Raw genomic sequence first — 22705 nt, 5'->3', positions numbered from 1 at the left:
GCCAGGCCGCCGCCGACTGCGCCGACCCCTTGGCCGAGTGTCGGCGCGGGCTGGTAGGAATGGAGTGCCGGCCCGAAGCGACGGTGGCCGGCACGATCGATCCGGGGGGCGCCATGTCCGATCAGCAGCCGAATCCGTACGGTCCGCAGCCGGGCCCCTACGGCCAGCAGCCCATGCCGCCCGGCGCGCACTACGGGCCGCAGCCCGGCTACGGCTATCCCGGCGCGATACCGGGCGCTCCGCTCCACGGCGGCTATCCCCCGGACCCGTACGCGCCCTACGGCTACGCCCCCGACGGCCGCCCGTACTCCGACAAGTCGAAGATCGTCGCCGGTGTCCTCCAGCTCCTCGTGGGCTGCTTCGGGGTCGGCCGCTTCTACACCGGGCACACCGGCATGGCGCTGGGCCAGCTCTTCACCTGCGGCGGCCTGGGCATCTGGGCCCTGGTCGACGGGATCATCCTGCTCGTATCGCCCGATCCGACCGACTCCGACGGCCGTGTCCTCCGGGGCTGAGTACTCCGGAGCTGAGTCCTCCGCTCCCGCGAGGCGCCGCCCCGTCCTCCCGCCGTCCGTCGCGCCGCTGGCCGTGCTCGCGCTCGGCGCCGCGGGCGCGGTGTACCTGTGGCACACCAACCCGCACGAGTCCGGGCACTGGTTGCCGCGCTGCCCCTTCAACTGGGCGACGGGGCTGCTCTGTCCGGCCTGCGGGGTGACGCGGCTCTGCTACGACCTGCTGCACGGGGACGTCGCGGCGGCGTACGCCGACAACGCGCTGATGCTGCTGGCGGGCGTGCCGTTCGTGCTGTGGGCGTACGGCCGCTGGCTCATCGCCGCCCTGCGCGGCCGCCGCTGGCGCCTGACCCTGAGCCCCCGCGCCTCGGCGGCGGTCCTGGGCGTCGCGGTGGTCTGGACGGTGCTGCGCAACACGGTCTGGTAGAGCGTCGATCCGCTGCGGCCCCGCACGACCGAGGGGTGCCCGGCATGACTGCCGGACACCCCTCGAAAGACTGCGCGTCAGCCCGCGTAGCCCGCAACCGGCACCTGGCCGGGCGCCATGCCGGCGAACTTCGGGTTCGGGCCGTACTCGTTGGCCTCGGCCTGGCTGTCCAGCAGGGTGAGGACGAACAGCCAGACGCCACCGATCATGGGGACGAACGCGATGAAGAACCACCCGCCGGAGCGGCCGGTGTCGTGCAGGCGGCGCACCGTCACGGCCAGGCTCGGGATGATCGTCGCGACGTAGTAGACGGCGACCAGGGCGAACAGCGCCGGCACGTCAGCCGCCGCGCCGGCCGCGCCGATGCCGAGGAGCACCATCGCAACAATGGTGGTGAACAGGGTGAACATCCAGTACTCCTTGCGGCGCGCGCGCCCGCTGAAGCCTGCGTAGTTCTTGAGTACAGCCAGGTACCAACTCATGGTGCTTCTTCCTCCCCTGACGCCCCGAGCGGCGAGGCGTCCGATAACAGGGAGTGAACCTATCGGCAAGGACACGGTCGGCCAATATCTGCCGCATCACGATTTGACGCGTTCAGGTAAACGAGACGCAGCCGCCGCCCGTCACCCCACCGGCGGCCGCCCCTGCGCGCGCATCGCGCGCCCCGGCGCCCGCTCCCCCGCGACCGGCTCCAGGAAACCCTCCGCCACCAACTCCCGCAGTCGCGCGGGGAACTCCCGGCGCAGCCGCGCCGCGTCCTCCCCCAGCAGCTGCGCGATGGCGTCCAGGATGCGCCCCGCGCTCAGCGTCCCGTCGCAGGCGCCCACCAGCCCCGCGCCGGCCGTGTCCATCCGTACCGCCCGCCGCATCCCGCGCCCGGCCCGCAGCACCACGTGCTCCGGATCCTCCGCGCCGGGCGCTCCGAACTGCTCCTGCACCACGTCCTCGGCGAGCGTGTAGTGCCCGGCCAGCAGCGTCTCGTCGCTCAGCCCGCGCAGCCACGCCGCGCGCTCGAAGTGCGCGGCGACAGCGGGCCCGAGCGGCTGCTCCACCGCGTGCGGCCACTCCTCGATCGTCAGTGAGGGGACCGCGGCCCCCGTCCTGCGCAGGGTGATCCAGCCGAAGCCGACCCCGCGTACCCCGCGCCGCTCGAACTCCGCCAGCCACGCGTCGTAGCGCCGTTCGTACTCCCCCGGCACCGCCCGGTGGTCGCCGCCGTCGCGCAGCCACAACTCGGCGTACTCGGTGGGGTCCTGCGCCTCGCGCTGCACGATCCAGGCGTCGCAGCCGCGCGGCACCCAGGAGGCGAGGCGCTCGCGCCAGTCCTGCCCGTCCAGGTGCTCCCAGTTGGCGAGGAGCTGGCAGTAGCCACCGTCGTTGAGGTGCTGCGCGGCCTGTCCGACCAGCGTGCGGCACAGCTCGTCGCCGGCCATGCCGCCGTCGCGGTAGGTGAGGCGGTGGCCGGGTGAGATGACGAAGGGCGGGTTGGAGACGATCAGGTCGTACGTCTCCCCCGCGACCGGCTCGAAGAGCGAGCCCTCGCGCAGCTCCGCCGGGGCCTCGCCGCTGAGCGCCAGGGTGAGCCGGGTGAAGGCGAGCGCACGCGGGTTGAGGTCGGTGGCGGTGACGTGCCCGGCGTGGGCGGAGGCGTGCAGCGCCTGGATGCCCGAGCCGGCGCCAAGGTCCAGGGCGCGCGCGACGGGCGTACGCACCGTCATGCCCGCCAGAGTGGTGGAGGCGCCGCCGACGCCCAGGACCAGGTCCTCGCGCTGCCCCCGCGCGCCCGCCGAGCCGCCGACCGCGCAGCCGAGGTCGGAGACGACGAACCAGTCCTGCCCGTCGGGCCCGGCGTACGGGCGTACGTCCACCGTCGCGGCGAGCGCCCCGTCCTCGCCCCTGCGCAGCCAGCCGCCGCCCCCGTCCACCAGCCCCTCGGGCAGCACCGCCGCGGCCGTCTCCTGCGGAACCTGCTGCCGCAGGAGGAAAAGCCTGGTCAGGACGGCCGCCGGCGATTCGGCGCCACGGGTGGCGCGCTCGGCGGGGACCGTCTCGCCGCGGGCCAGCGCCGCGTAGGCGGGGGCGCCCAGCAGCTCCAGCAGCCCATCGGCGGTGAAACCGGCGCGCAGCGCCGCCTCGCGCAGCGGGCCGGTGCTCTCGGGGGAGGGGAGTGTGCTCACCGGGGCAGGTTACGCCTGGGTGTCGGGCTTGGTCTCCGTGCGCTGGCAGCCGTCCTGCCGGCCCATCGCCTTCTCCAGCTCGCCCTCGGACATCTCCTTCAGGTCGCCGTCCTCGGGCGCGATCTTCTGCACCCGGCCGGCGAGGGTCCGCAGCCCCTCGGCGTACTTCTCCTGGTCCTTGACGTCCAGCTTCTCGGCCTCGGTCTTCAGCCCGGCGTACGCCTCGGCCTTGTCCGTGAGATAGGCGACGGTCTTGGACTGCACGTTCTTGCCGTCGTCGACCGGCGGGACGCCCAGTTTGGTGAAGGACGCGGCCATCGCCTCGTACGCCTTGGCGGACTTGTCGAAGGCGGTGACATACGCCTCGCGCGCCTTGGCCGGCTCGGTCTCGTCGGTGGCCTCGGCCATGTCGGCGGTGGCCTCGTCGCGGTGCTTGAGCTGCTCGCGGAGCGTGTCGCAGACTCCGGAGGCCCAGGCGTCGACCTTCTTCTGGCGCGCCTCGTCCGCGTTTCCGCAGCCGCTCACGAACAGCGCCAGGGCGGCGGCGCCGATCACCGCGGCACCGGCCTTCTTGATCACCAGGGGCTTGATCACCAGGGGGTCCTTTCGATGGCTCCTCGGCCCCGGAAGATACACCGCCAACCCGGTCGGGGGACGAATCCGGCCGTTCGCACGCCGGGGGGATGCCCGGTTGTACGAACCTGCGGTGCACGCCGCCGAGCACCCGGACGTACGACGGGAGCGGGACCCGCGCCGACCGGCCTCGGGCCCCGCTCCCGTACCTCCGGCGCCGCGCTACGAGCCGGTCACCGCCGGATTCGGCGAGGGCGCGGGCACCTGGCCCGCCTCCCCCGCGCCGTCCTCGTCGCCGACGGAGATCCCGCGCCGCTTGGAGGAGTAGACGGCGCCGACGATCACCGCGACCGCCACCACCGCGATCACCGCGCGCACCCCGGGGTTGGCGTCGTCGCCGTAGGAGAACTTCACCACCGCCGGTGCGATCAGCAGCGCCACCAGGTTCATCACCTTCAGCAGCGGGTTGATCGCCGGTCCCGCGGTGTCCTTGAAGGGGTCGCCGACGGTGTCGCCGATCACCGTGGCGGCGTGGGCCTCGGAGCCCTTGCCGCCGTGGTGGCCGTCCTCGACCAGCTTCTTGGCGTTGTCCCAGGCGCCGCCGGAGTTGGCCAGGAAGACCGCCATCAGCGTGCCGGAGCCGATGGCCCCCGCCAGGAACGAGCCCAGCGCGCCCACCCCGAGGGTGAAGCCCACCGCGACCGGTGCCAGCACCGCCAGCAGACCGGGCGTACGCAGCTCGCGCAGGGCGTCCCTGGTGCAGATGTCGACGACCTTGCCGTACTCCGGCTCCTCGGTGTAGTCCATGATCCCGGGCTTCTCCCGGAACTGCCGGCGCACCTCGAAGACCACCGCCCCCGCCGAACGGGAGACCGCGTTGATCGCCAGTCCGGAGAAGAGGAAGACGACCGCCGCGCCGAGCATCAGCCCGACGAGGTTGTTGGGCTGGCCGATGTCCAGACTCAGGCCCAGCTCACCGGCCTTGGCGTTGGCCTCGCGCACCGCCTCGCCGATGGCGTCCTGGTACGAGCCGAAGAGCGCCGCCGCCGCCAGCACGGCGGTCGCGATGGCGATGCCCTTGGTGATGGCCTTGGTGGTGTTGCCCACCGCGTCCAGGTCGGTGAGCACCTGGGCGCCGGCGCCCTCCACGTCGCCGGACATCTCCGCGATGCCCTGCGCGTTGTCGGAGACGGGGCCGAAGGTGTCCATCGCGACGATGACGCCCACGGTGGTCAGCAGGCCCGTGCCGGCCAGTGCGACGGCGAAGAGGGCGAGCGTGATCGACGTACCGCCCAGCAGGAAGGCGCCGTAGACGCCGAGCCCGATGAGCAGCGCGGTGTAGACGGCCGACTCCAGGCCCAGGGAGACGCCGGCCAGGACGACGGTGGCGGGGCCGGTCAGCGAGGACTTGCCGACGTCGCGGACCGGGCGGCGGGTGGTCTCGGTGAAGTAGCCGGTGAGCTGCTGGATCAGCGCGGCCAGCACGATGCCGATCACGACCGCGACCAGCGCCAGCACCCGGGGGTCGCCGTTGTGGTCGCGGATGGCCTGGGCGGCGCCGTCCAGTTCGGCGTAGGTGGCCGGGAGGTAGGCGTAGACCGCGCCCGCCACCAGCACCAGCGAGACGGCGGCGGAGATGAAGAAGCCGCGGTTGATGGCCGACATGCCGCTGCGGTCGGAGCGGCGCGGGGCCACGGCGAAGATGCCGATCATCGCGGTGACCACGCCGATCGCGGGGACGATCAGCGGGAAGGCCAGGCCCGCGTCGCCGAAGGCGACCTTGCCGAGGATGAGCGCGGCGACGAGGGTGACGGCGTAGGACTCGAAGAGGTCGGCGGCCATGCCCGCGCAGTCGCCCACGTTGTCGCCGACGTTGTCGGCGATGGTGGCGGCGTTGCGGGGGTCGTCCTCGGGGATGCCCTGCTCGACCTTGCCGACCAGGTCGGCGCCCACGTCGGCGGCCTTGGTGAAGATGCCGCCGCCGACCCGCATGAACATCGCGATCAGTGCGGCGCCCAGGCCGAAGCCCTCCAGCACCTTGGGGGCGTCCGCCGCGTAGACGAGGACGACCACCGCGGCGCCGAGCAGACCGAGGCCGACGGTGAACATGCCGACGACCCCGCCCGTACGGAAAGCGATCTTCATTGCCTTGTGGGAGACGTCGGTAAGGTCCTTGGGCTCCGATCCGCTGCCCGCCTCTCGGGCGGCGGCGGCGACGCGGACATTGGCGCGCACCGCGAGCCACATGCCGATATAGCCCGTCGCCGCCGAGAAAGCGGCGCCGATCAGGAAGAACGCGGAGCGGCCGGCGCGCTGGTTCCAGTCGTCGGCCGGTAGAAGAAGCAGGAGGAAGAAGACGGCCACGGCGAAAACACCGAGAGTGCGCAACTGCCGTGCCAGATAGGCGTTCGCGCCTTCCTGCACGGCCGCGGCGATCTTCTTCATGCTGTCGGTTCCCTCGCCGGCGGCGAGCACCTGGCGGACCAGCACCAGGGCAACGCCGAGAGCGGCCACCGCCACGACGGCGACAACGGCGACAATCGCTCTGTTCTCGCCGGTCAACACGGCGGCTGCGAGGGTTGGTTCCTGTGCGAGAGGGGTAAAGGGCCCCGCCATTCGTCCTCCTTGACGTACGGCACATGGGCGTTGCGGCAAGTCGGCACAGGGCCGGGTCGGGCGGCCGCAGCGCTCAGGCGTCCTGAGCAGCAAGATGTGGACGGATTGTAGGGATCAGTTCTAGATCAAAACAGGGTGCGGGAAAGGGAATTCACTTCCGGAAGTGATACGGGCACGTCACAGCGTCCGCCAATTTCCGCGCCGGCGGAGGCGATTGACGGAGTTTATGGGGATGTGCGAATGCGCCGGAAATTCGGTTTATCGATCTTCACTGCGAAATGGGCGCTGATCAGAGCTTGATCGCGGTCGGACTGCCGAGCCGCCAGCTGCTAGCGCGTGACCGATTCCGGGGTGGTGGGCCAGCTCATCCGGATCAGGCCGCCGGACTCCCCGGCGGTGACCTCGACGTCGTCCACGAGGCCGCTGATGACCGCGAGGCCCATCTCGTCCTCCTCGTCGTCGCCCGCGTCGCCGGCGGCGCCGTCCCGGGCGCCGTGGTCGGGGTGCTGCCCGGCCGCCGTACGGGCCGAGGGGAGCGCGCCGGGCTCCGGGCGGCCGGAGGCGTCGTCGCCGACCTCGATGGAGAACCTCTTCTCCTCCTCCGTCAGCACCACCCGCACGGGGCTGTCCACGCCGCTGCCGCGATGCAGCCCCACCGCGCGCGAACACGCCTCGCCCACCGCGAGGCGCACCTCGTCCAGCACGGCCTCGTCCACGCCGGCCCGGCGCGCGACCGCGGCCGCCACCAGGCGGGCGGTCCGCACGTGCTCGGGCAGTGCGCTGAAGCGCAGTTCGACGGTGGCCATGCCATCCCCCTAGGTCGTCCGGGGCCGCGGGACGGGGAGTACGGGCCCGTCGTCGGCCCGCACCCCGCTCGTCGTCTCGCCGGAGTCTGTGGATCCAGATGTGTCCGAAGGGCGGTGCGGGACCGCCCGGAGCGGGTCAGTCCTTGGCGCTGACCGCTTCCTCCACCGAGGTGTGGATCGGGAACACCTTGGTCAGACCGGTGATGCGGAAGATCTTGAGAATGCGCTCCTGGTTGCAGACCAGTCGCAGCGAACCCTCGTGCGCACGCACCCGCTTCAGACCACCGACGAGCACCCCCAGGCCGGTGGAGTCGAGGAAGTCCACGCCCTCCATGTCGACAACCAGGTGGTAGCTGCCGTCGTTCACAAGCTCGACCAACTGCTCACGCAGCTTGGGCGCGGTATATACGTCAATCTCGCCACCGACCTCGACGACCGTACGGTCGCCGTCCGGGCCGGGAACAGTTCGGGTCGACAGGGACAGGTCCACGGATCCTCCAGCACCTTGCAGCGAGCGGCTGCCTCAAGTGTTGTCGCCGGCACCCGCGAAGGCATTCAATCACTACCCGGCACAGCGCACGACGCCTTCGAGCCATTGTCCGCCGCACCAGTGACGCAACGGTGCGAAACTCGATGGCGATGGACAGCGGCAGCGAACACCGGGACACGCCCGCCACAGCACAGCCGAGCGCGACCCTGGAGAGGCTCGCCGCCCGGTCGGGCCGCCGCGAGCGCATCACCCATACGGAGCATGTGCCCTCCCGGAGCGGCGCCCACGCCTCCTGGCCCGAGGGGATCGCGCCGGAGGTGGCGGCGGCCGTGGAGGCGGCCGGCATCGAGCGCCCGTACCGCCATCAGGCGGAGGCGGCGGCGCACGCGCTGGCCGGGGAGTCGGTCGTGGTGGCCACGGGGACGGCCTCGGGGAAGTCCCTGGCGTACCAGGCCCCGATGCTCAGCGCCCTGCTCGACGGGGCCGGCGCGGCGAACGGGCGCGGGGCGACCGTGCTGTACCTGGCGCCCACGAAGGCCCTGGCCGCCGACCAGCTGCGGGCGCTGAAGGAGCTGGCCGCGCCGCTGGGGCCGGCGGTCCGTCCGGCGCTGTACGACGGCGACACCCCCGTCGAGGAGCGCGAGTGGGCGCGCCGGCACGCCAACGTGGTGCTGACCAACCCCGACATGCTCCACCGCGGCATCCTGCCGGGCCACCCGCGCTGGTCGGGCTTCCTGCGGGCGCTGACGTACGTCGTGATCGACGAGTGCCACACCTACCGGGGGGTTTTCGGCTCCCATGTCGCCCAGGTCCTGCGCCGGTTGCGCCGGGTCTGCGCGCGGTACGGGTCCACGCCGGTGTTCCTGCTGGCCTCCGCCACCTCGGGGACGCCCGGCGCGTCGGCGTCCCGGCTGACCGGCGTCCCCGTCGCGGAGGTCACCGAGGACGGCTCGCCGCGCGGGGAGCTGGTGTTCGCGCTGTGGGAGCCGCCGTTGACGGAGCTGCGGGGCGAGCGCGGCGCACCCGTGCGGCGCACTGCGGTGGCGGAGACGGCGGACCTGCTGACGGACCTGGCGGTGGACGGCGTGCGCACCCTGGCCTTCGTGGGCTCGCGGCGCGGCTCGGAGCTGATCTCGCTGATCGCCCAGGAGCGGCTGGCGGAGCTGGACAGCTCGCTCACGGGGCGGATCGCCGCCTATCGCGGCGGCTATCTGCCGGAGGAGCGGCGGGCGTTGGAGGCGGCGCTGCACTCCGGCGAGCTGCTGGGGCTGGCGGCGACCACCGCGCTGGAGCTGGGCGTGGACGTCTCCGGGCTGGACGCGGTACTGCTGGCCGGCTATCCGGGCACCCGGGCCTCGCTGTGGCAGCAGGCGGGCCGGGCGGGACGGGCCGGGCAGGGCGCGCTCGCAGTGCTGGTGGCGCGGGACGATCCGCTGGACACCTACCTGGTCCACCATCCGGAGGCGCTGTTCCGGCGGCCGGTGGAGTCCACGGTGCTGGATCCGGACAACCCGTACGTCCTGGCGCCGCACCTGTGCGCCGCCGCGGCGGAGCTCCCGCTGACGGAGGAGGATCTGGGGCTGTTCGGCCCGGCGGCGGCGCAGGTGCTGCCGGCGTTGGAGCAGCGCGGGATGCTGCGGCGGCGGGCGGCGGGCTGGCACTGGACGCGGCGCGAGCGTGCCGCGGACCTGGCGGACATCCGCGGCGGCGGCGGACGGCCGGTGGACGTGGTGGAGGACGGCACCGGGCGGCTGCTGGGGACGGTGGACGCCGGCTCGGCGCACACCACGGTGCACGAGGGCGCCGTCCATCTGCACCAGGGCCGCACCTACGTGGTGCGCGGGCTTGACCTCGAGGACGGCGTGGCACTGGTCGCACAGGAGGACCCCCCGTACACGACGACGGCCCGCGACACGACCTCGGTGTCGATCCTGGAGGTGGACCGCGAGGTCCCCTGGGGTGGGGCGCGGTTGTGCTTCGGCTCGGTGGAGGTGACCAACCAGGTCGTCTCCTATCTCAAGCGGCGCACCGGCACCGGCGAGGTACTGGGCGAGGTGAAACTGGACCTGCCGCCCCGGACGCTGCGGACGCGGGCGGTGTGGTGGACGGTGACGGAGGACCAGCTCGACGCCGCCCGGGTCTCGCCGCAGGAGCTGGGCGGTGCGCTGCACGCGGCGGAGCACGCCTCGATCGGCCTGCTGCCGCTCTTCGCGACCTGCGACCGCTGGGACATCGGCGGCGTCTCGGTGCCGCTGCACGCCGACACCCTGCTGCCCACGGTGTTCGTCTACGACGGCCACCCGGGCGGCGCCGGCTTCGCGGAACGCGCCTTCCACACCGCCCGCGAATGGCTGACCGCCACCCGCGTGGCCATCGAGTCCTGCGAATGCGCCCACGGCTGCCCCTCCTGCGTCCAGTCCCCCAAGTGCGGCAACGGCAACGACCCCCTCGACAAGGCGGCGGCGGTGCGTCTGCTGGGCGTCCTGCTGCGACAGCCCCCGCCCCCGCAGGACGCCCCCACCGGGGACCGCATCTCACCCGGGAGCGCTACCCGCCCGCCGCCGGACCGGCAGCCTCCGCCGGTCCGGTCGCCTCCGCCGGTCCAGTAGCCTCCGCCAATCCGGCAGCCTCCGCCGGCCCCGCCCGCGCCCGTACCCGCGAACGGAACGGCCCCGCCCGGGTCTCCGCGACAAGGTCCGCCACCTCCCCCGCCACGGTGCAGCGCACCAGGGCCGCGCCCTGCGCCGCCGCCACCTCGCGGGCTGTGGCGCAGGCCGGGCCGACGCCCCGCAGCGCACGGTCGGAGGCCGCCAGCGCCGCCAGGTCCGCGGCGGCGCCCGCCCGATGGCGGGTCTGCACCGCCTGGGCCATCGCCAGCAAGGCGAGGAACACCGCGCACAGCGCCGCGCAGACCACCGTCGACCACACCGTGGCGGACCCCCGGTCCGCGCCCCGCACCCGCTGTACGGGCCGCACACCGGACGACACTCCTGGCGGCGCTCCGGACCGCACTCCAGGCAGAACAGCTCCAGAAGCACGCGCCCGCGCCCGCCCCTCACACCGTCGACTCGGCAAGAGCCACCGCCTCCCCTCTCAGCGTCAGGCCCAGCGCGCCGGGCCCCGCGGTCGGCGCCGTCACCCGCACCCGGACCAGGTCCCCCTCGCGCGTCAGCGCCACCCGGGCGCCCCTGGGCGCCGCCGCTCTGGCGGCGGACTCGGCCGCCGGCCAGGGCTCGCCGCGGGCGGCGGCGCGGGCCGCCGCCCGTGCGGCGTCCACACACTGGATCTGCCCGCAGGCCGCCATGAGCGCCCAGAGCAGCCCCATCGCCACGAGGACCAGTGCCGGGATCGCCACCGCCGCCTCGGCCGTCACGAATCCGGCGTCCGCCCCCGATCCGGCGGCCCGCCGCGCCGCCGCCTCCTCAGAACGGCACATCGAGCGCCCTCTGCACGACCCCCTGCAGCGCGGATCCCACGGCGCCGGAGGTGACCACCTTGTAGAGCACGGAGGCGAACGCCACCGCCACGACCGTGCCCACCGCGTACTCGGACGTCGTCATCCCGCGGTCGTCGCCACGCAGGCCCCGCAGCCGGTCGAAAAATTTCCGGAACATGCTGATCTCCCTCGTTCGTCCCTCAGGAACTTCGTCTCTCGGATATGTCGTCTCTCGGGTACGGGCCTCAGCCGCCCATCAGTCCCGCCGCCAGTCCCAGCACCACCGGAGCCACCCCCACGGCCAGGAAGGCGGGCAGGAAGCACAGCCCCAACGGGCCCGTGACCAGCACCGAGGCACGGCGGGCCCGGGCCGCCGCGGCGCGGGCGCGCTCGGCACGGCTCTCCGCGGCAAGCCGGGAAACCGCCTCCACCACCGGTATGCCGGTCTGCACGGCCTGCTCCAGACAGAGCGCCAGGCCCTCGGCTCCGGGCAGTGCCGCCAGCCCCCGCCACGCCTGCCGCGGATCACCGCCGAGGCCCAACTCCGCCGCCCCCTGCGCCAGTCGGACCGCCACCACCCCGTCCAGGGCGCCGCCGACCTCCCGCGCCGCCTCCCGGGGCGCCGCGCCCGCCGCCAGACACGCCGCGAGCAGGTCGGCGGCGAGGGGAAGGCTGTCCAACTCCCCGGGGTCGTCCTCTTCTTCCTCCTGCCCGGCCGTCCCCAGCCGGCGCCACACCCCGTAGCCGACCGCCGCCCCCACCAGGCCGCCGACCGCCGGCCCGAGGAACAACACCCCTGCGGCCAGGCACCCAAGCGGCGCCACCACCCGCAGGACCGATCGCCCGCGCCCACGTGCGTCCGCCTCACCCCGCCCCGCCGCCACGCCGGAGATCCGCCCCGCCTCCACCCCCGGGCCCGCCCCCTCTACCGTGGGCCCCCGCACCCCGTCGGCACCCCGCACCCGCCCCGACCTCCGCAGCCACGCGGCGAACCCGCCAACCCGCCCGGCGGCACCCGGTCGTTCACCACCGATTCGCCTCACCCGCCGCCGAAGCCCCCGCTCCCGCCAGGCAGCCACCCCCGCCTCCGCCGCGCAGCATCCGGCCGCAGCCAGCGCCAGCGCTGTCCACAGCCTGTGGACAGACTCGGCGTGCGAGGCGAGCCCGCTCATGCCGCCTCCCCCACGATCCGCGCCGTCCACGCCAGGCCGGCCCACTCCAGGGCCGCGCCCAGCGCCAGGCAGGCCAGCCCCGCCGGCGTATGCAGCAGCACCTTGAGCGGCGCCGCCCCGATCGCGCTGCCGATCAGCAGCCCCACCAGCGGAAGCACGGCGAGGAGCAGGGCGGTGGAGCGCGGCCCGGCCATCTCGGCACGCAACTCCTCGCGGCGGCGGTGCTCCGCCCGAAGCGCTGCCGCCACCCGGTCCAGCCCCTCGGCCAGCCCCGCCCCGCCGTCGGCCGCGACCTGCCAGCACGCCGCGACACCCTTCAGTCCGTCGGCGCCGGACACCCGGGCCGCCCGTCGCAGCGCCTGGGGCACATCACCGCCGAACCGCGCGGCCGCCAGCACCTCCACCCCGGCGCCCCGCTCGGAGGCCGCGGAGGCGAGCAGCGCCTCGGTGGGCTGCTGCCCGGCCCGCAGCCCGCCCGCGACCGCCCCGCAGAGCGCGATCACCGCGAGCCCGCGCCGCTCCTCCTCCCGGGTCCGGCGCCGGGCGGCCAGCCGTCGCCCGACCAGCGGCACCGCCAGCAGCCCGACCGGCAGCGGCAGCCAGGAGTGCCCCAGCACCGCGATGAGCGCCCCGACCGGCAGGCACCACCACTCCGGCCGCCCCCGCAACCGCGCCACCGCGACCCGCCCCCACTCCGGCAGCCGGGCCCGGCGGACCGGGGCGCCCGTGAGCATCCGGCGTGCACGCGGGAGGACCGGCCGTCCCGCCGTCACCAGCCACGCCGCCGCTCCCGCACAGAGCGAGACAGGCAGTACCCGGAGAAAAAACATCAGTTGAGTGCTCATACCTCCTCCAGCTCCAGCGCTCGGTCCGACCCCCGCGCGCACAGCTCCGCCAGCCGCCCCCAGCCCACACCGTGTACGAAGCCGCGCGGCGACCATCGGACCGCGGGCACTGTCGTCACCAGCCCCTCGCTGTCCCGGTCGAGCACGTGGATCTCGGCGATGCGCCGCGCCCCACGGCGGTCACGGACGAGATGGACCAGCACGGAGAGCGCCGCGCCCAACTGGCTGTGCAGCGCCCGCCGATCAAGCCCCGCGACAGCTCCGAGGGCTTCGAGACGGGCCGGAACATCCGCGGCGGCATTGGCGTGCAAAGTCCCGCCGCCCCCTTCATGTCCCGTGTTAAGGGCAGTCAGCAGGTCCAGAACCTCACTGCCGCGCACCTCGCCGACGATCAGGCGGTCCGGCCGCATCCGCAGCGCCTGGCGGACCAGGTCCTGCACAGTGACCTGCCCGCGCCCCTCCTGGTTCGCCGGGCGCGCCTCCAGCCGCACCACATGGGGATGGGCCGGGCGCAGCTCCGCCGACTCCTCCGCCAGGACGATCCGCTCGTCCGGGCGGACGAGGCTCAGGAGGGCCGCGAGCAAGGTGGTCTTCCCCGTACCGGTCCCGCCGCTGATGAGGAACGAGACCCGGGCCGCGATCAGATCGCGCAGCAGCCCCTCCCCGCCCGGCGGCACCGTGCCCGCCGCTGTCAGCTCCGCCAGGCTGAAGGCCCGGGGCCGCACCACCCGCAGCGAGAGGCACGCCGACTCCACCGCGATCGGCGGCAGCACCGCGTGCAGCCGGGTGCCGTCGGGCAACCGGGCGTCCACGAAGGGCCGCGCGTCGTCCAGCCGCCGTCCCGCCACGGCGGCGAGGCGCTGGGCCAGGCGCCGGACGGCCGCCGCGTCGGGAAAGCGCACCGTGGTGCGCTCGATACCGCCGCCCCGGTCGACCCACACCTCGTCCGGGCCGGTGACCAGCACGTCCGTGACGTCCGGGGCGCCCAGGAGCGGCTCCAGCGGACCCGTGCCCACCATCTCGGAGCGCAGGGCGTCCACCACGCCCAGCACCTCCGTATCCCCGAGCAGCCGCCCGTCCTCCCGCAGCGCCCGCGCCACCTGGGCCGGGGTCGGCTCGGCTCCGCTGCGGGCCAGTCGCAGACGCACGGCCTCCAAAAGCGCCCTCTCGACCGTCATGCCGCCACCTCCTCGACGCCCGGCAGCACGCGCTCCCAGAAGGCCCCGCAGAAGCGGGCCAGCGGCCCCGAAGGGCGCGATCCGGGCGGCGCGCCGCCGTCGATCCGGTCCAGCAGGCCCTGCTCCAGGGGGAGTTCACCGGCGAGCGGCAGCTCCAGCAGCCGGGCGACCTCCTCGTCCGCGAGGACGGGGCGTCCCCGCGCGAAGCTGTCGCGCACGACGACCCGCAGGTCCGCGACGACCATCCCGACCGCAGCGGCCACCCGGTGCGCCGCAGCGACCGCGCGCAACTCCCCCGGAACCACCAGGAGTCCGAGATCCAGCTGGGTCAGGGCCTCCACCACCGCCTCGTCGGCCCGGCGGGGAAGATCCACCACCACGACACCGCCCCGCCGCCGCGCGGCGCCCAGCACCGACCGCATCGCCTCGGGCCGCACGCCCGCGGCGGCACCCCTGTCCCAGCTGAGCACCCGCAGCCGGTGCAGCTCGGGCAGCGACTCCGCCAGGGCGCCGCCCGCGATCCGGCCCTGGGAGCGGGCGAACGCCGGCCAGCGCAGCCCCTCCGCGCTCTCACCGCCCAGCAGGACGTCCAGGCCCCCGCCCAGCGGGTCGGCGTCGATGAGCATCGTCCGCCCGCGGGACCGTGCCGCCGTCACCGCCAGGGCGCAGGCCAGCGTCGAGGCGCCCGCCCCGCCGCAGCCGCCCAGCACGCCGACCGTGAACGCCTGCTCGCCGACCCCCTCGGCGGCGTCCGCGATCCGGTCGACGAGCCAGCTCTCGGCGTCGGGGAGGAAGAGGACGTGGTCCGCCCCCAGCTCGACCGCCCGCTGCCAGACACCGGAGTCGTCCAGATCCCGCCCGAGCAGCAGCACCCCCTCCCGCCGCGCCCGGGAGCCCAGCCGCGCCGCGCGGTCGTCGCCGACCAGGACGAGCCCCGCGCCCGCCCAGTCGGCCGGCGGCGGATCGACGGCGACCTCCGGGCGCGCACCTGCCGCGGCGCACAACCGCAGGAGATCGTCGAGCAGTTCGGGATCCTCGGTGACGACCAGGACCCGCGCCCCCCGCCCTTCGACCGCCCCGCCGGGCCGTGCGGGCGGCGACGCCCCGTCGAGCCACCCCGGCTCCGCATCACGGCCCCCGCGCCCATCCCCACGTGTCCCCATCCGAGCCACCTCCCAGATCCCGCGGCGCACCGCACCGCGCTTGCGCCGCAAACGACACGGCTCACGATGCCGATCAGCTGGAAATGCCGCGGATCTCGGACGAAAACGGTGGACAACTCATCGCCTGCGAATAAATTCGCCACCCGTTCGGGTGAGTTCCAGGATTCACGAGCAACGGTCACGCACCGTGACACGTCTCATGGTCAGAGGAGTCCCAGGGGCCGCACGGAGGGGAGTGGCCCACCGGGGCGCAGAAGGGGGAGAAGCCCGGAGAAAAGTATCCGGGCATGCGACGACCCCCGCCGGGGGGGAGAGCGGGGGTCGTCCCCACGGTCGACTCGGGGGGGAGGAGCCGGACCGGGTTAGCACGGTCGCGAACGATCCGTGACTTCCATGGTGTACCCGAGAGCCTTCTCGAGCAAACCCACACGCCAGAGCTTACGCCGAATGGTGGGCCCTTATGCTCACTGCTGTGGGAAACCAGTCGCTGCCCCGGGCAGCCGCCTTCTTCGACCTGGACAAGACAGTCATTGCGAAGTCCAGCGCACTGACCTTCAGCAGGTCCTTCTATCAAGGCGGGCTGATCAATCGCCGCGCCGTACTGCGCTCCGCCTACTCGCAGTTCGTCTACCTACTCGGAGGGGCGGACCACGAGCAGACCGAGCGGATGCGGGCGTACCTCACCGCGCTGTGCCGCGGCTGGGACGTGGCGGCGGTGCGCGAGATCGTGGCCGAGACGCTGCACGAGCTGATCGACCCGATCATCTACGACGAGGCCGCCTCGCTCATCGAGGAGCACCATCTCGCCGGCCGCGACGTCGTCATCGTCAGTACCTCCGGCTCGGAGGTGGTGGGCCCGATCGGCGAACTGCTGGGCGCGGACCGCACGATCGCCACCCGGCTGGTCATCGAGGACGGCCGCTACACCGGCGAGATCGACTACTACGCCTACGGCCCGGCCAAGGCGGAGGCCATCCGCGAGCTGGCCCGGTCCGAGGGCTACGACCTGGAGCGGTGCTACGCCTACAGCGACTCCGTGACGGACGTCCCCATGCTGGAGGCGGTCGGCCACCCCTGCGCGGTCAACCCCGACAAGGCGCTGCGCCGCGAGGCGACGGCGCGCGACTGGCCGATCGTGACGTTCTCCCAGCCCGTACGGCTCAAGCAGCGCCTCCCCCAGTTCGCCATGCCCTCCAAGCCGGTCCTCCTGGCCGCCGCGGCCGGCGTCGCGGCGGCCACGGCGGCGGGTGTCGTCTGGTACGCCGCGCGCCGTCGCCCCCGGACGGTCTGACCTTCCCCGCCCTCCCGACTTCCCCTTCCGCCCCAATCGGAGTACAAAGGACATACGGCCCGCGAGACCGGGGCATCCGAGAGGATCACCCACTGAGCGGCCCCACGGACCGATGCATGGAAGCCGAGAACCCACGCGACGCCGATCCCTCGATTAGGGACCAGCCCTTCAGGCACAAGGACCAGAGCGCTCCGGCCTGATCGGCGCACACATCCGCACGCCTGGTATCCCGGCCGACATGCCAGCGGCGGCGCTCCTCCACGGACGCCGCCGCACCTCTGCGCCCTGCATCATCCGGCGGGCCTCAGGCGGCCCCGCGCTGCAGCGCCTCGCAGACCGCCGCGCTCTCCCGCGCCCCCAGCTCCACGGCCCGCCCGCAGTGCGCGATCCACGCCGCCACGCCCGCGGGGGTGGCGCTCAGATAGCCGTCCAGCGCCTCCCGATAGCCCTCGGCCAGCTCGGCGTGCCCGACCTCCGCCGGGCAGATCCCCTTGGGATCGAGCCCGCTGCCGATCAGCACCAGCCGCTCGGCGGCCCGCGCGATCAGCGCGTTGTACGAGGTGAAGGGGCGCAGCGCCAGCAGTTCGCCGTGCACCACCGCGGCCTGCACCAGCGCCGGCGCCTGCGAGCCGGCCACGATCAGCTCCGAGAGCCCCTCCAGCCGCGCGGCCACCTCGTCCGCGGCGGGCAGTCCGTACGACGCCGGGTGCGGCAGCTTCTCGTCCTCGACGCCCTCCCCCGCCAGCCGGGGCCGCCCCACCGACTCGCCGTCGCTGCCGCCGGCGACCACGTGCAGCCGTGCCAGCACCCGCAGCGGCGACTGCCGCCACACGCCCAGCAGCTGGCCGACCTCGGCGTTCAGCCGCAGGGCCGCGCCCACGGTCCGGGGCTCGCCGTCGGCGCCGAAGTCGGTGCGGCGGCGGACCTCCTCCAGCCCCCAGTCGGCGCCGGCGAGGGCGGCCGAGGCGCGGGCCCCGCGCAGGGCCGCCTCCGCCGAGACCTCGGCGGAGCGGCGGCGCATCACCCGGTGGCCGTAGACCCGGTCCACCGCGGCGCGCACCGCGTCGACCGCGGCGGGCACGCCGTCGAGCGCGGCGAGGGCGGCCAGCGGGTCCGTACCCGGGGAGCCTGCGGAAGTGTGGGACGTGGAAGGCGTGCTCATAGCGACGAGCCTACGCAACCCCGGGCAACCCGATGGGGTGGACTTCGGCACATCCCGGTCGCACGGCAGCGGGCACTCGCCTACCGTTACTGAACATGAAGATCGCTTTCGTAGGGAAGGGCGGCAGCGGCAAGACCACGCTCTCGTCCCTGTTCATCCGCCACCTCGCCGCCCAGGGCCTCCCGGTCCTCGCCTTCGACGCCGACATCAACCAGCACCTCGGCGTCGCGCTCGGCCTCGACGAGGAGGAGTCCGCCGCCCTGCCGGCCATGGGCGCGCACCTCCCGCTGATCAAGGACTATCTGCGCGGCACGAACCCGCGGATCGCCTCGGCGGAGACCATGATCAAGACGACGCCGCCGGGCGCCGGCTCCCGGCTGCTGCGCGTCGACGAGGACAATCCGCTGTACGAGGCGTGCGCCCGGCCCCTCGACCTCGACGGCCACCCGGCCCGGCTGATGGTCACCGGCCCGTTCACCGAGGCCGACCTGGGCGTGGCCTGCTACCACTCCAAGACCGGCGCGGTCGAGCTGTGCCTGAACCACCTGGCGGACGGCAGCGGCGAGTACGCGGTGGTGGACATGACGGCCGGCAGCGACTCCTTCGCCTCCGGGATGTTCACCCGCTTCGACGTGACCTTCCTGGTGGCCGAGCCGACCCGCAAGGGGGTCGCGGTCTACCGGCAGTACAAGGAGTACGCCCGGGACTACGACATCACCCTGCACGTCGTCGGCAACAAGGTCGAGGGCGAGGACGACGTGGCCTTCCTGCGCGAGGCTGTCGGCGAGGACCTGCTGGCCACCGTCGGCCGCTCGGACTGGGTGCGCGGTACGGAGAAGGGGCACCGCCTGTCCTTCGAGCTGCTGGAGGAGCCGGTCCGCCACGCCCTGGACACCCTGCGCCGCAGCGCCGAGGCGGCGTACGCGCGGCGCGACTGGGCGCGCTACCAGCAGCAGATGGTGCACTTCCACCTGCGCAACGCCGAGAGCTGGGCCAACGCGAAGACCGGGGCCGACCTGGCGGCGCAGGTCGACCCCTCCTTCGTCCTGGGGGAGTGCGTGCCTCAGCCGGCCTGAGGGCCGCGCGCGGAGCCGGCGCCCGCCGCGGAAGGGGTCGCGGAGGGCGCCGCCGCCAGATACCGGGCCCAGCCTCCTTCCGGCGCCTCGCCCACGTCCAGCCTGCGCAGCTTCGCCAGCACGGCCGGGTCCTGTGCGTCGAGCCAGTCGGCGAGCTGCCGGAAGGAGACGCAGCGGACCTCCGCGCGGCGGCAGACCGTGCGGATGGCGTCCTCCACGGCGCGCATGTAGGCGCCGCCGTTCCAGCTCTCGAAGTGGTTGCCGATGAACAGGGGCGCCCGGTTGCCCCGGTAGGCGCGCTCGAAGCCGGCCCGCAGTCCCGCGCGCATCTCCTTCTCGTACACGGCGTGCTGCGCGGTGGAGGAGAGGGCGGGGCCGGACTGGCTGGACATGAAGTTGTAGTCCATGCTCACGACCTCGAAGTCGCGGCCGGGGAAGGGGATGTTCTGCAGGGAGAGGTCCCAGATGCCGTGCCGCTTGGAGGGCCAGACCTGGCTGTTCACCCCGCTGGAGTCATAGCGCAGGCCCAGCTGGCCGGCTGCCTTCATCAGGTTCTTCTGCCCCTCCAGGCAGGGCGCCCGGCCGCCGGCCAGCTCGCGCTCGTAGTCGAAGGGCAGCGGCTCGGCCTCCTGCCAGCCGGTGTTGGTCCGCCACTCCTTGACGAACCGCTTGGCCTGCTGGATCTCGCTCTTCCACTGGTCGACGGTCCAGCCGGAGACACCGCCGGGGCCGCAGAAGTGGCCGTTGAAATGGGTGCCGATCTCGCTGCCGTCCCGCCAGGCCAGCCGCAGCTGCTCCAGGGTGGCGCGGACCTCCTCGATGTCGAGGAAGCCGATGTCGGAGGAGCCGCGGGGGTGGCCGGGGGGCTGGTAGTCCATGCGCTGGGAGCGCGGCAGGGTGTAGATGCCGCTGAGGAAGTACGTCATGGACGCGTTGCTGGCGCGCGCGACCTTGCGGAAGCGGCTGAAGAGGCGCTGGTCGTCCTCGCCGGCGCCGTCCCAGGAGAAGACGACGAACTGCGGGGGGCGCTCCCCGGCGGCCAGCTTTCGAACCGGGGGCTGGTGGGGCTGGGCTCCGGTGTACGCCGTGGAGCCGTCGCCGATCAGCCGGCCGTGGGCGGTGGCGGCCTTGGGATCGGCGGCTTTTCCCCCGGCCCCGGTGGAACAGCCTGCGGCCGAAACACCGAGGGCCGTGGCGGCGCAGAGAGCGATGGCCGTCCTGCGTGGTGCGTACAAGGTGCTCTTCTTCCCTGGAATTCCCTGGATGCCACTTCCGGCGCGTGGTTCACACGAATGGCCGAAGGCGAGGTTCGGAGACACCCGAGCCCATGAAAGAGAGATAACCGGTAATTCAGATTATTCTGCCGAATTCACTCGATGGACGGGGGCACTGGTCCATTCGGGCGAAGTATCTGTGCGCTTCCTTTACCGGGCATTACTGTTCATTTACCAATCCTTGAGAGTCACCGTACCCTTACACACCGTGACTGATCAGCCGCCCGCTCCCGGGCGGCCCGTCCCCGCCCGAGGAGGCGCCAGCCATGCCTGCCCCACCTCCCCACCGGATCGCCGACCTGTCCGCCTCCCTCACCGTCTTCCTGATCGCCCTGCCGCTCTCCCTGGGCATCGCCCTGGCCACCGGCGCCCCGCTGCAGGCGGGGCTGGTCGCAGCCGCCGTCGGCGGCATCGTGGCCGGCCGCTTCGGAGGCGCCCCGCTCCAGATCAGCGGGCCGGCCGCGGGGCTGACCGTGATCACAGCCGATCTCATCCACCTCTACGGCTGGCAGACGACCTGCGCCGTCACCGCCGTCGCCGGAGTGGCGCAGTTGCTCCTCGGCCGGATCCGGGTGGCGCGCTCCGCCCTCGCCGTCAGCCCGTCGATCGTGCACGGCATGCTCGCCGGCATCGGCGTCACCATCGCCGTAGCCCAGCTCCACATCGTGCTGGGCGGCAGCCCGCAGAGCTCCCCGGTCGCCAACACCCTCGCCCTGCCCGGCCAGCTGGCCGATCTGCATCCCGTCTCGCTGTCGGTGAGCCTGCTGGTCGTGGCGGTGCTGCTGGCCTGGCCGAGGCTGCCGGGGCGCGGCGGGCGGGCGCTGCGGCGCCTTCCGGCGGCGCTGGCGGCCGTGGGGGCGGCGACTGCCGTGACCGCGGTGGCGGGGCTGAGCCTGCCGCGGGTGGAGCTGCCCTCGTGGAGTACGCACGCGCTGGCGGAGCTGCCGCGCGGGCCCGTGCTCGGGCTGATCGCCGCCGTGCTGACGATGACGCTGGTGGCGAGCGTGGAGTCGCTGCTGTCGGCCGTCGCCGTGGACAAGCTGCTCGCCGCCCGCCCCGACAGCGAGGACATCCCGCGCGCCGACCTCGACCGCGAGCTGCGCGGGCAGGGGCTGGCCAATCTGGTGTCCGGGCTGCTGGGCGGGCTGCCCGTCACAGGGGTAGCGGTGCGCAGCGCCGCCAACTGCGCGGCCGGAGCCCGCAGCCGCAACTCCGCGATCTGGCACGGCGTGTGGGTGCTGCTGGCGGCCGGGCTGCTCACCGGGCTGCTGGAGTACATCCCGCTGGCGGCGCTGGCCGCGCTGGTGATGGTGGTCGGCGTGCAGATGGTGAAGATCAGCCATGTGCGCACGGTGCGCAGGCACCGGGAGCTGCTGGTGTACGCGACCACGACGGCCGCCGTGGTGCTCCTCGGCGTACTGGAGGGGGTGGCCCTGGGCATCGCGGTGGCCGTCGCGGTGGCGCTGCACCGGGTGGCGCGCACCCGGGTGGCCGTGACCGAGAACGGGGGTGTGCACCGGGTGTGCGTGCGGGGCCAGCTGACGTTCCTCGCCGTGCCGCGGCTGTCGCGGGCGCTGGCGCAGGTCCCGCCCGGGGCGGCGGCGGTCGTGGAGCTGACCGGCTCGTTCATGGACCACGCGGCCTACGAGGCGCTGCAGGAGTGGCGCGCCGGCCATCTCGCCCGCGGCGGCACGGCGGAGCTCGCCGGCCGCTCCGGGCAGCAGCTCACCACCGGGCACGTCGCCCCGGGGCACGCCGGGCACCACTGCCGTCCGTGGACGCCCTGGCACAACCACGCCTGCGTCACACCCGAGGACGCGGGCACCACCGGGCAGGCCGCCTCCGGCCGCACCCTGCTCAGCGGCGTGAGCAACTTCCAGCGCGCCACCGCGCCGCTGGTCCGCGAGGAGCTGGCGCGGCTGGCCAGGGAGGGGCAGCGGCCCGATCACCTCTTCCTCACCTGCGCGGACTCCCGGCTGGTCACGAGCATGATCACGTCCAGCGGCCCGGGCGACCTCTTCACCGTCCGCAACGTCGGGAACCTGGTGCCGCCCCCCGGCTCCGAGGACTCCGTCGCGGCGGCCATCGAGTACGCCGTCGAGGTGCTGCGGGTGGAGTCGATCACGGTCTGCGGGCACTCCGGCTGCGGGGCGATGCAGGCCCTGCTCGACACGTCGGCGGACGGCGGGCAGCAGACACCGCTGCGGCGCTGGCTCGGACACGGGCACCCGAGTCTGGCCCGTACCGTGCCGCCGATCGCGGACCGGGGGCACGCGGACGCGGTGGAGTGCCTCAGCCTCGCCAACGTGGTGCAGCAACTCGACCACCTGCGCGCCCATCCCTGCGTGGCGCGCGCGGTGGCCGAGGGCCGCCTGTCGCTGCACGGCATGTACTTCCACGTGGGCGAGGCACAGGCGTACGTACTGGACGAGGGCGTCGGCCACTTCCACGCCGTGACCCCACATGCCGCCGCCCCGCAGCCGACCTCCCCGGTGGTGGTGTGAGAC

At 73.7% G+C, this 22705-nt stretch carries 21 protein-coding genes; 6 read left to right on the top strand and 15 right to left on the bottom strand.

Annotated features, from left to right (window positions below; genetic code table 11):
- The first annotated feature begins 113 nt into the window (after positions 1-113).
- Positions 114-515 (top strand): TM2 domain-containing protein, encoded by a 402-nt coding sequence (locus ACFQLX_RS08130; protein ID WP_386413424.1) that lies wholly within the window; start codon positions 114-116, stop codon positions 513-515.
- Complete coding sequence (locus ACFQLX_RS08125) at positions 499-939, top strand: DUF2752 domain-containing protein (protein WP_386413422.1); 441 nt, start codon at positions 499-501, stop codon at positions 937-939. Before ACFQLX_RS08130 ends, ACFQLX_RS08125 begins: the two co-directional genes overlap by 17 nt.
- Before the next feature lie 77 nt (positions 940-1016).
- Here ACFQLX_RS08125 and ACFQLX_RS08120 read toward each other — a convergent pair whose 3' ends face one another.
- The 6 genes from ACFQLX_RS08120 to bldG form a co-directional block, all read right to left on the bottom strand.
- Positions 1017-1421, bottom strand: coding sequence for a DUF805 domain-containing protein (locus ACFQLX_RS08120; protein ID WP_386413421.1), 405 nt, complete (start codon positions 1419-1421; stop codon positions 1017-1019).
- A gap of 141 nt (positions 1422-1562) precedes the next feature.
- Entirely contained in the window at positions 1563-3116 is a 1554-nt protein-coding gene (locus ACFQLX_RS08115) for a DUF7059 domain-containing protein (protein WP_386413419.1), read from the bottom strand.
- Between the two features lie 9 nt (positions 3117-3125).
- Positions 3126-3710: a small secreted protein gene (locus ACFQLX_RS08110; RefSeq protein WP_386413418.1), complete on the bottom strand. Its 585-nt coding sequence runs from the start codon at positions 3708-3710 to the stop codon at positions 3126-3128.
- 201 nt (positions 3711-3911) lie between these two features.
- A complete protein-coding gene (locus ACFQLX_RS08105) occupies positions 3912-6305 on the bottom strand; it encodes a sodium-translocating pyrophosphatase (RefSeq protein ID WP_386413417.1) in 2394 nt (797 codons plus the stop codon).
- Between the two features lie 329 nt (positions 6306-6634).
- A complete protein-coding gene (locus tag ACFQLX_RS08100; RefSeq protein WP_386413416.1) occupies positions 6635-7111 on the bottom strand; it encodes an ATP-binding protein in 477 nt (158 codons plus the stop codon).
- Between the two features lie 136 nt (positions 7112-7247).
- Positions 7248-7601 carry an anti-sigma factor antagonist BldG gene (gene bldG / locus ACFQLX_RS08095; protein WP_386413415.1) on the bottom strand — a complete coding sequence of 118 codons (354 nt, stop codon included), beginning with the start codon at positions 7599-7601 and terminating at the stop codon, positions 7248-7250.
- A 149-nt stretch (positions 7602-7750) separates the two neighbouring features.
- Between bldG and ACFQLX_RS08090 the strand changes: the two genes are divergently transcribed.
- Positions 7751-10210, top strand: a complete 2460-nt coding sequence (locus tag ACFQLX_RS08090) for a DEAD/DEAH box helicase (protein WP_386413514.1) — start codon at positions 7751-7753, stop codon at positions 10208-10210.
- Here the strand turns inward: ACFQLX_RS08090 and ACFQLX_RS08085 are convergent.
- The 7 genes from ACFQLX_RS08085 to ssd form a co-directional block, all read right to left on the bottom strand.
- Positions 10149-10577, bottom strand: a complete 429-nt coding sequence (locus ACFQLX_RS08085) for an Rv3654c family TadE-like protein (protein WP_386413414.1) — start codon at positions 10575-10577, stop codon at positions 10149-10151. The two genes, ACFQLX_RS08090 and ACFQLX_RS08085, sit on opposite strands and share 62 nt — an antisense overlap.
- A 79-nt stretch (positions 10578-10656) precedes the next feature.
- Complete coding sequence (locus tag ACFQLX_RS08080; protein ID WP_386413413.1) at positions 10657-11037, bottom strand: TadE family type IV pilus minor pilin; 381 nt, start codon at positions 11035-11037, stop codon at positions 10657-10659.
- Complete coding sequence (locus ACFQLX_RS08075; protein WP_386413411.1) at positions 11024-11215, bottom strand: DUF4244 domain-containing protein; 192 nt, start codon at positions 11213-11215, stop codon at positions 11024-11026. Before ACFQLX_RS08075 ends, ACFQLX_RS08080 begins: the two co-directional genes overlap by 14 nt.
- A gap of 67 nt (positions 11216-11282) precedes the next feature.
- Positions 11283-11828 (bottom strand): type II secretion system F family protein, encoded by a 546-nt coding sequence (locus tag ACFQLX_RS08070; RefSeq protein ID WP_386413409.1) that lies wholly within the window; start codon positions 11826-11828, stop codon positions 11283-11285.
- Between the two features lie 377 nt (positions 11829-12205).
- On the bottom strand, positions 12206-13054 hold the full coding sequence (locus tag ACFQLX_RS08065; RefSeq protein WP_386413408.1) for a type II secretion system F family protein: 849 nt from the start codon (positions 13052-13054) through the stop codon (positions 12206-12208).
- Positions 13051-14232: a TadA family conjugal transfer-associated ATPase gene (locus tag ACFQLX_RS08060; RefSeq protein ID WP_386413407.1), complete on the bottom strand. Its 1182-nt coding sequence runs from the start codon at positions 14230-14232 to the stop codon at positions 13051-13053. Before ACFQLX_RS08060 ends, ACFQLX_RS08065 begins: the two co-directional genes overlap by 4 nt.
- Complete coding sequence (ssd, locus tag ACFQLX_RS08055) at positions 14229-15395, bottom strand: septum site-determining protein Ssd (protein WP_386413406.1); 1167 nt, start codon at positions 15393-15395, stop codon at positions 14229-14231. The genes ACFQLX_RS08060 and ssd overlap by 4 nt, the downstream gene beginning before the upstream one ends.
- A 460-nt stretch (positions 15396-15855) precedes the next feature.
- On the opposite strand from ssd, the gene ACFQLX_RS08050 reads away from it, so the two are divergent.
- The gene (locus ACFQLX_RS08050; RefSeq protein ID WP_386413405.1) at positions 15856-16686 is read left to right on the top strand and encodes an HAD family hydrolase; all 831 of its coding nucleotides are present in this window, start codon (positions 15856-15858) and stop codon (positions 16684-16686) included.
- A 304-nt stretch (positions 16687-16990) separates the two neighbouring features.
- Here ACFQLX_RS08050 and ACFQLX_RS08045 read toward each other — a convergent pair whose 3' ends face one another.
- On the bottom strand, positions 16991-17848 hold the full coding sequence (locus tag ACFQLX_RS08045; RefSeq protein WP_386413404.1) for a Fic family protein: 858 nt from the start codon (positions 17846-17848) through the stop codon (positions 16991-16993).
- A 95-nt stretch (positions 17849-17943) separates the two neighbouring features.
- On the opposite strand from ACFQLX_RS08045, the gene ACFQLX_RS08040 reads away from it, so the two are divergent.
- Entirely contained in the window at positions 17944-18924 is a 981-nt protein-coding gene (locus ACFQLX_RS08040; RefSeq protein WP_386413403.1) for an ATP-binding protein, read from the top strand.
- On the opposite strand, the gene ACFQLX_RS08035 is transcribed toward ACFQLX_RS08040, so the two are convergent.
- A complete protein-coding gene (locus ACFQLX_RS08035) occupies positions 18912-20159 on the bottom strand; it encodes a polysaccharide deacetylase family protein (RefSeq protein WP_386413402.1) in 1248 nt (415 codons plus the stop codon). The genes ACFQLX_RS08040 and ACFQLX_RS08035 overlap by 13 nt on opposite strands.
- Before the next feature lie 305 nt (positions 20160-20464).
- Here ACFQLX_RS08035 and ACFQLX_RS08030 point away from each other — a divergent pair, with 305 nt between their 5' ends.
- Positions 20465-22702 (top strand): SulP family inorganic anion transporter, encoded by a 2238-nt coding sequence (locus ACFQLX_RS08030; protein WP_386413401.1) that lies wholly within the window; start codon positions 20465-20467, stop codon positions 22700-22702.
- The last annotated feature ends 3 nt before the right edge of the window (positions 22703-22705 follow it).

The organism is Streptomyces polyrhachis (genome assembly GCF_042663125.1).
GTDB classification, from domain to species: Bacteria; Actinomycetota; Actinomycetes; order Streptomycetales; family Streptomycetaceae; genus Streptomyces; species Streptomyces polyrhachii.
This window is presented reverse-complemented; position numbering and strand designations above follow the sequence as displayed.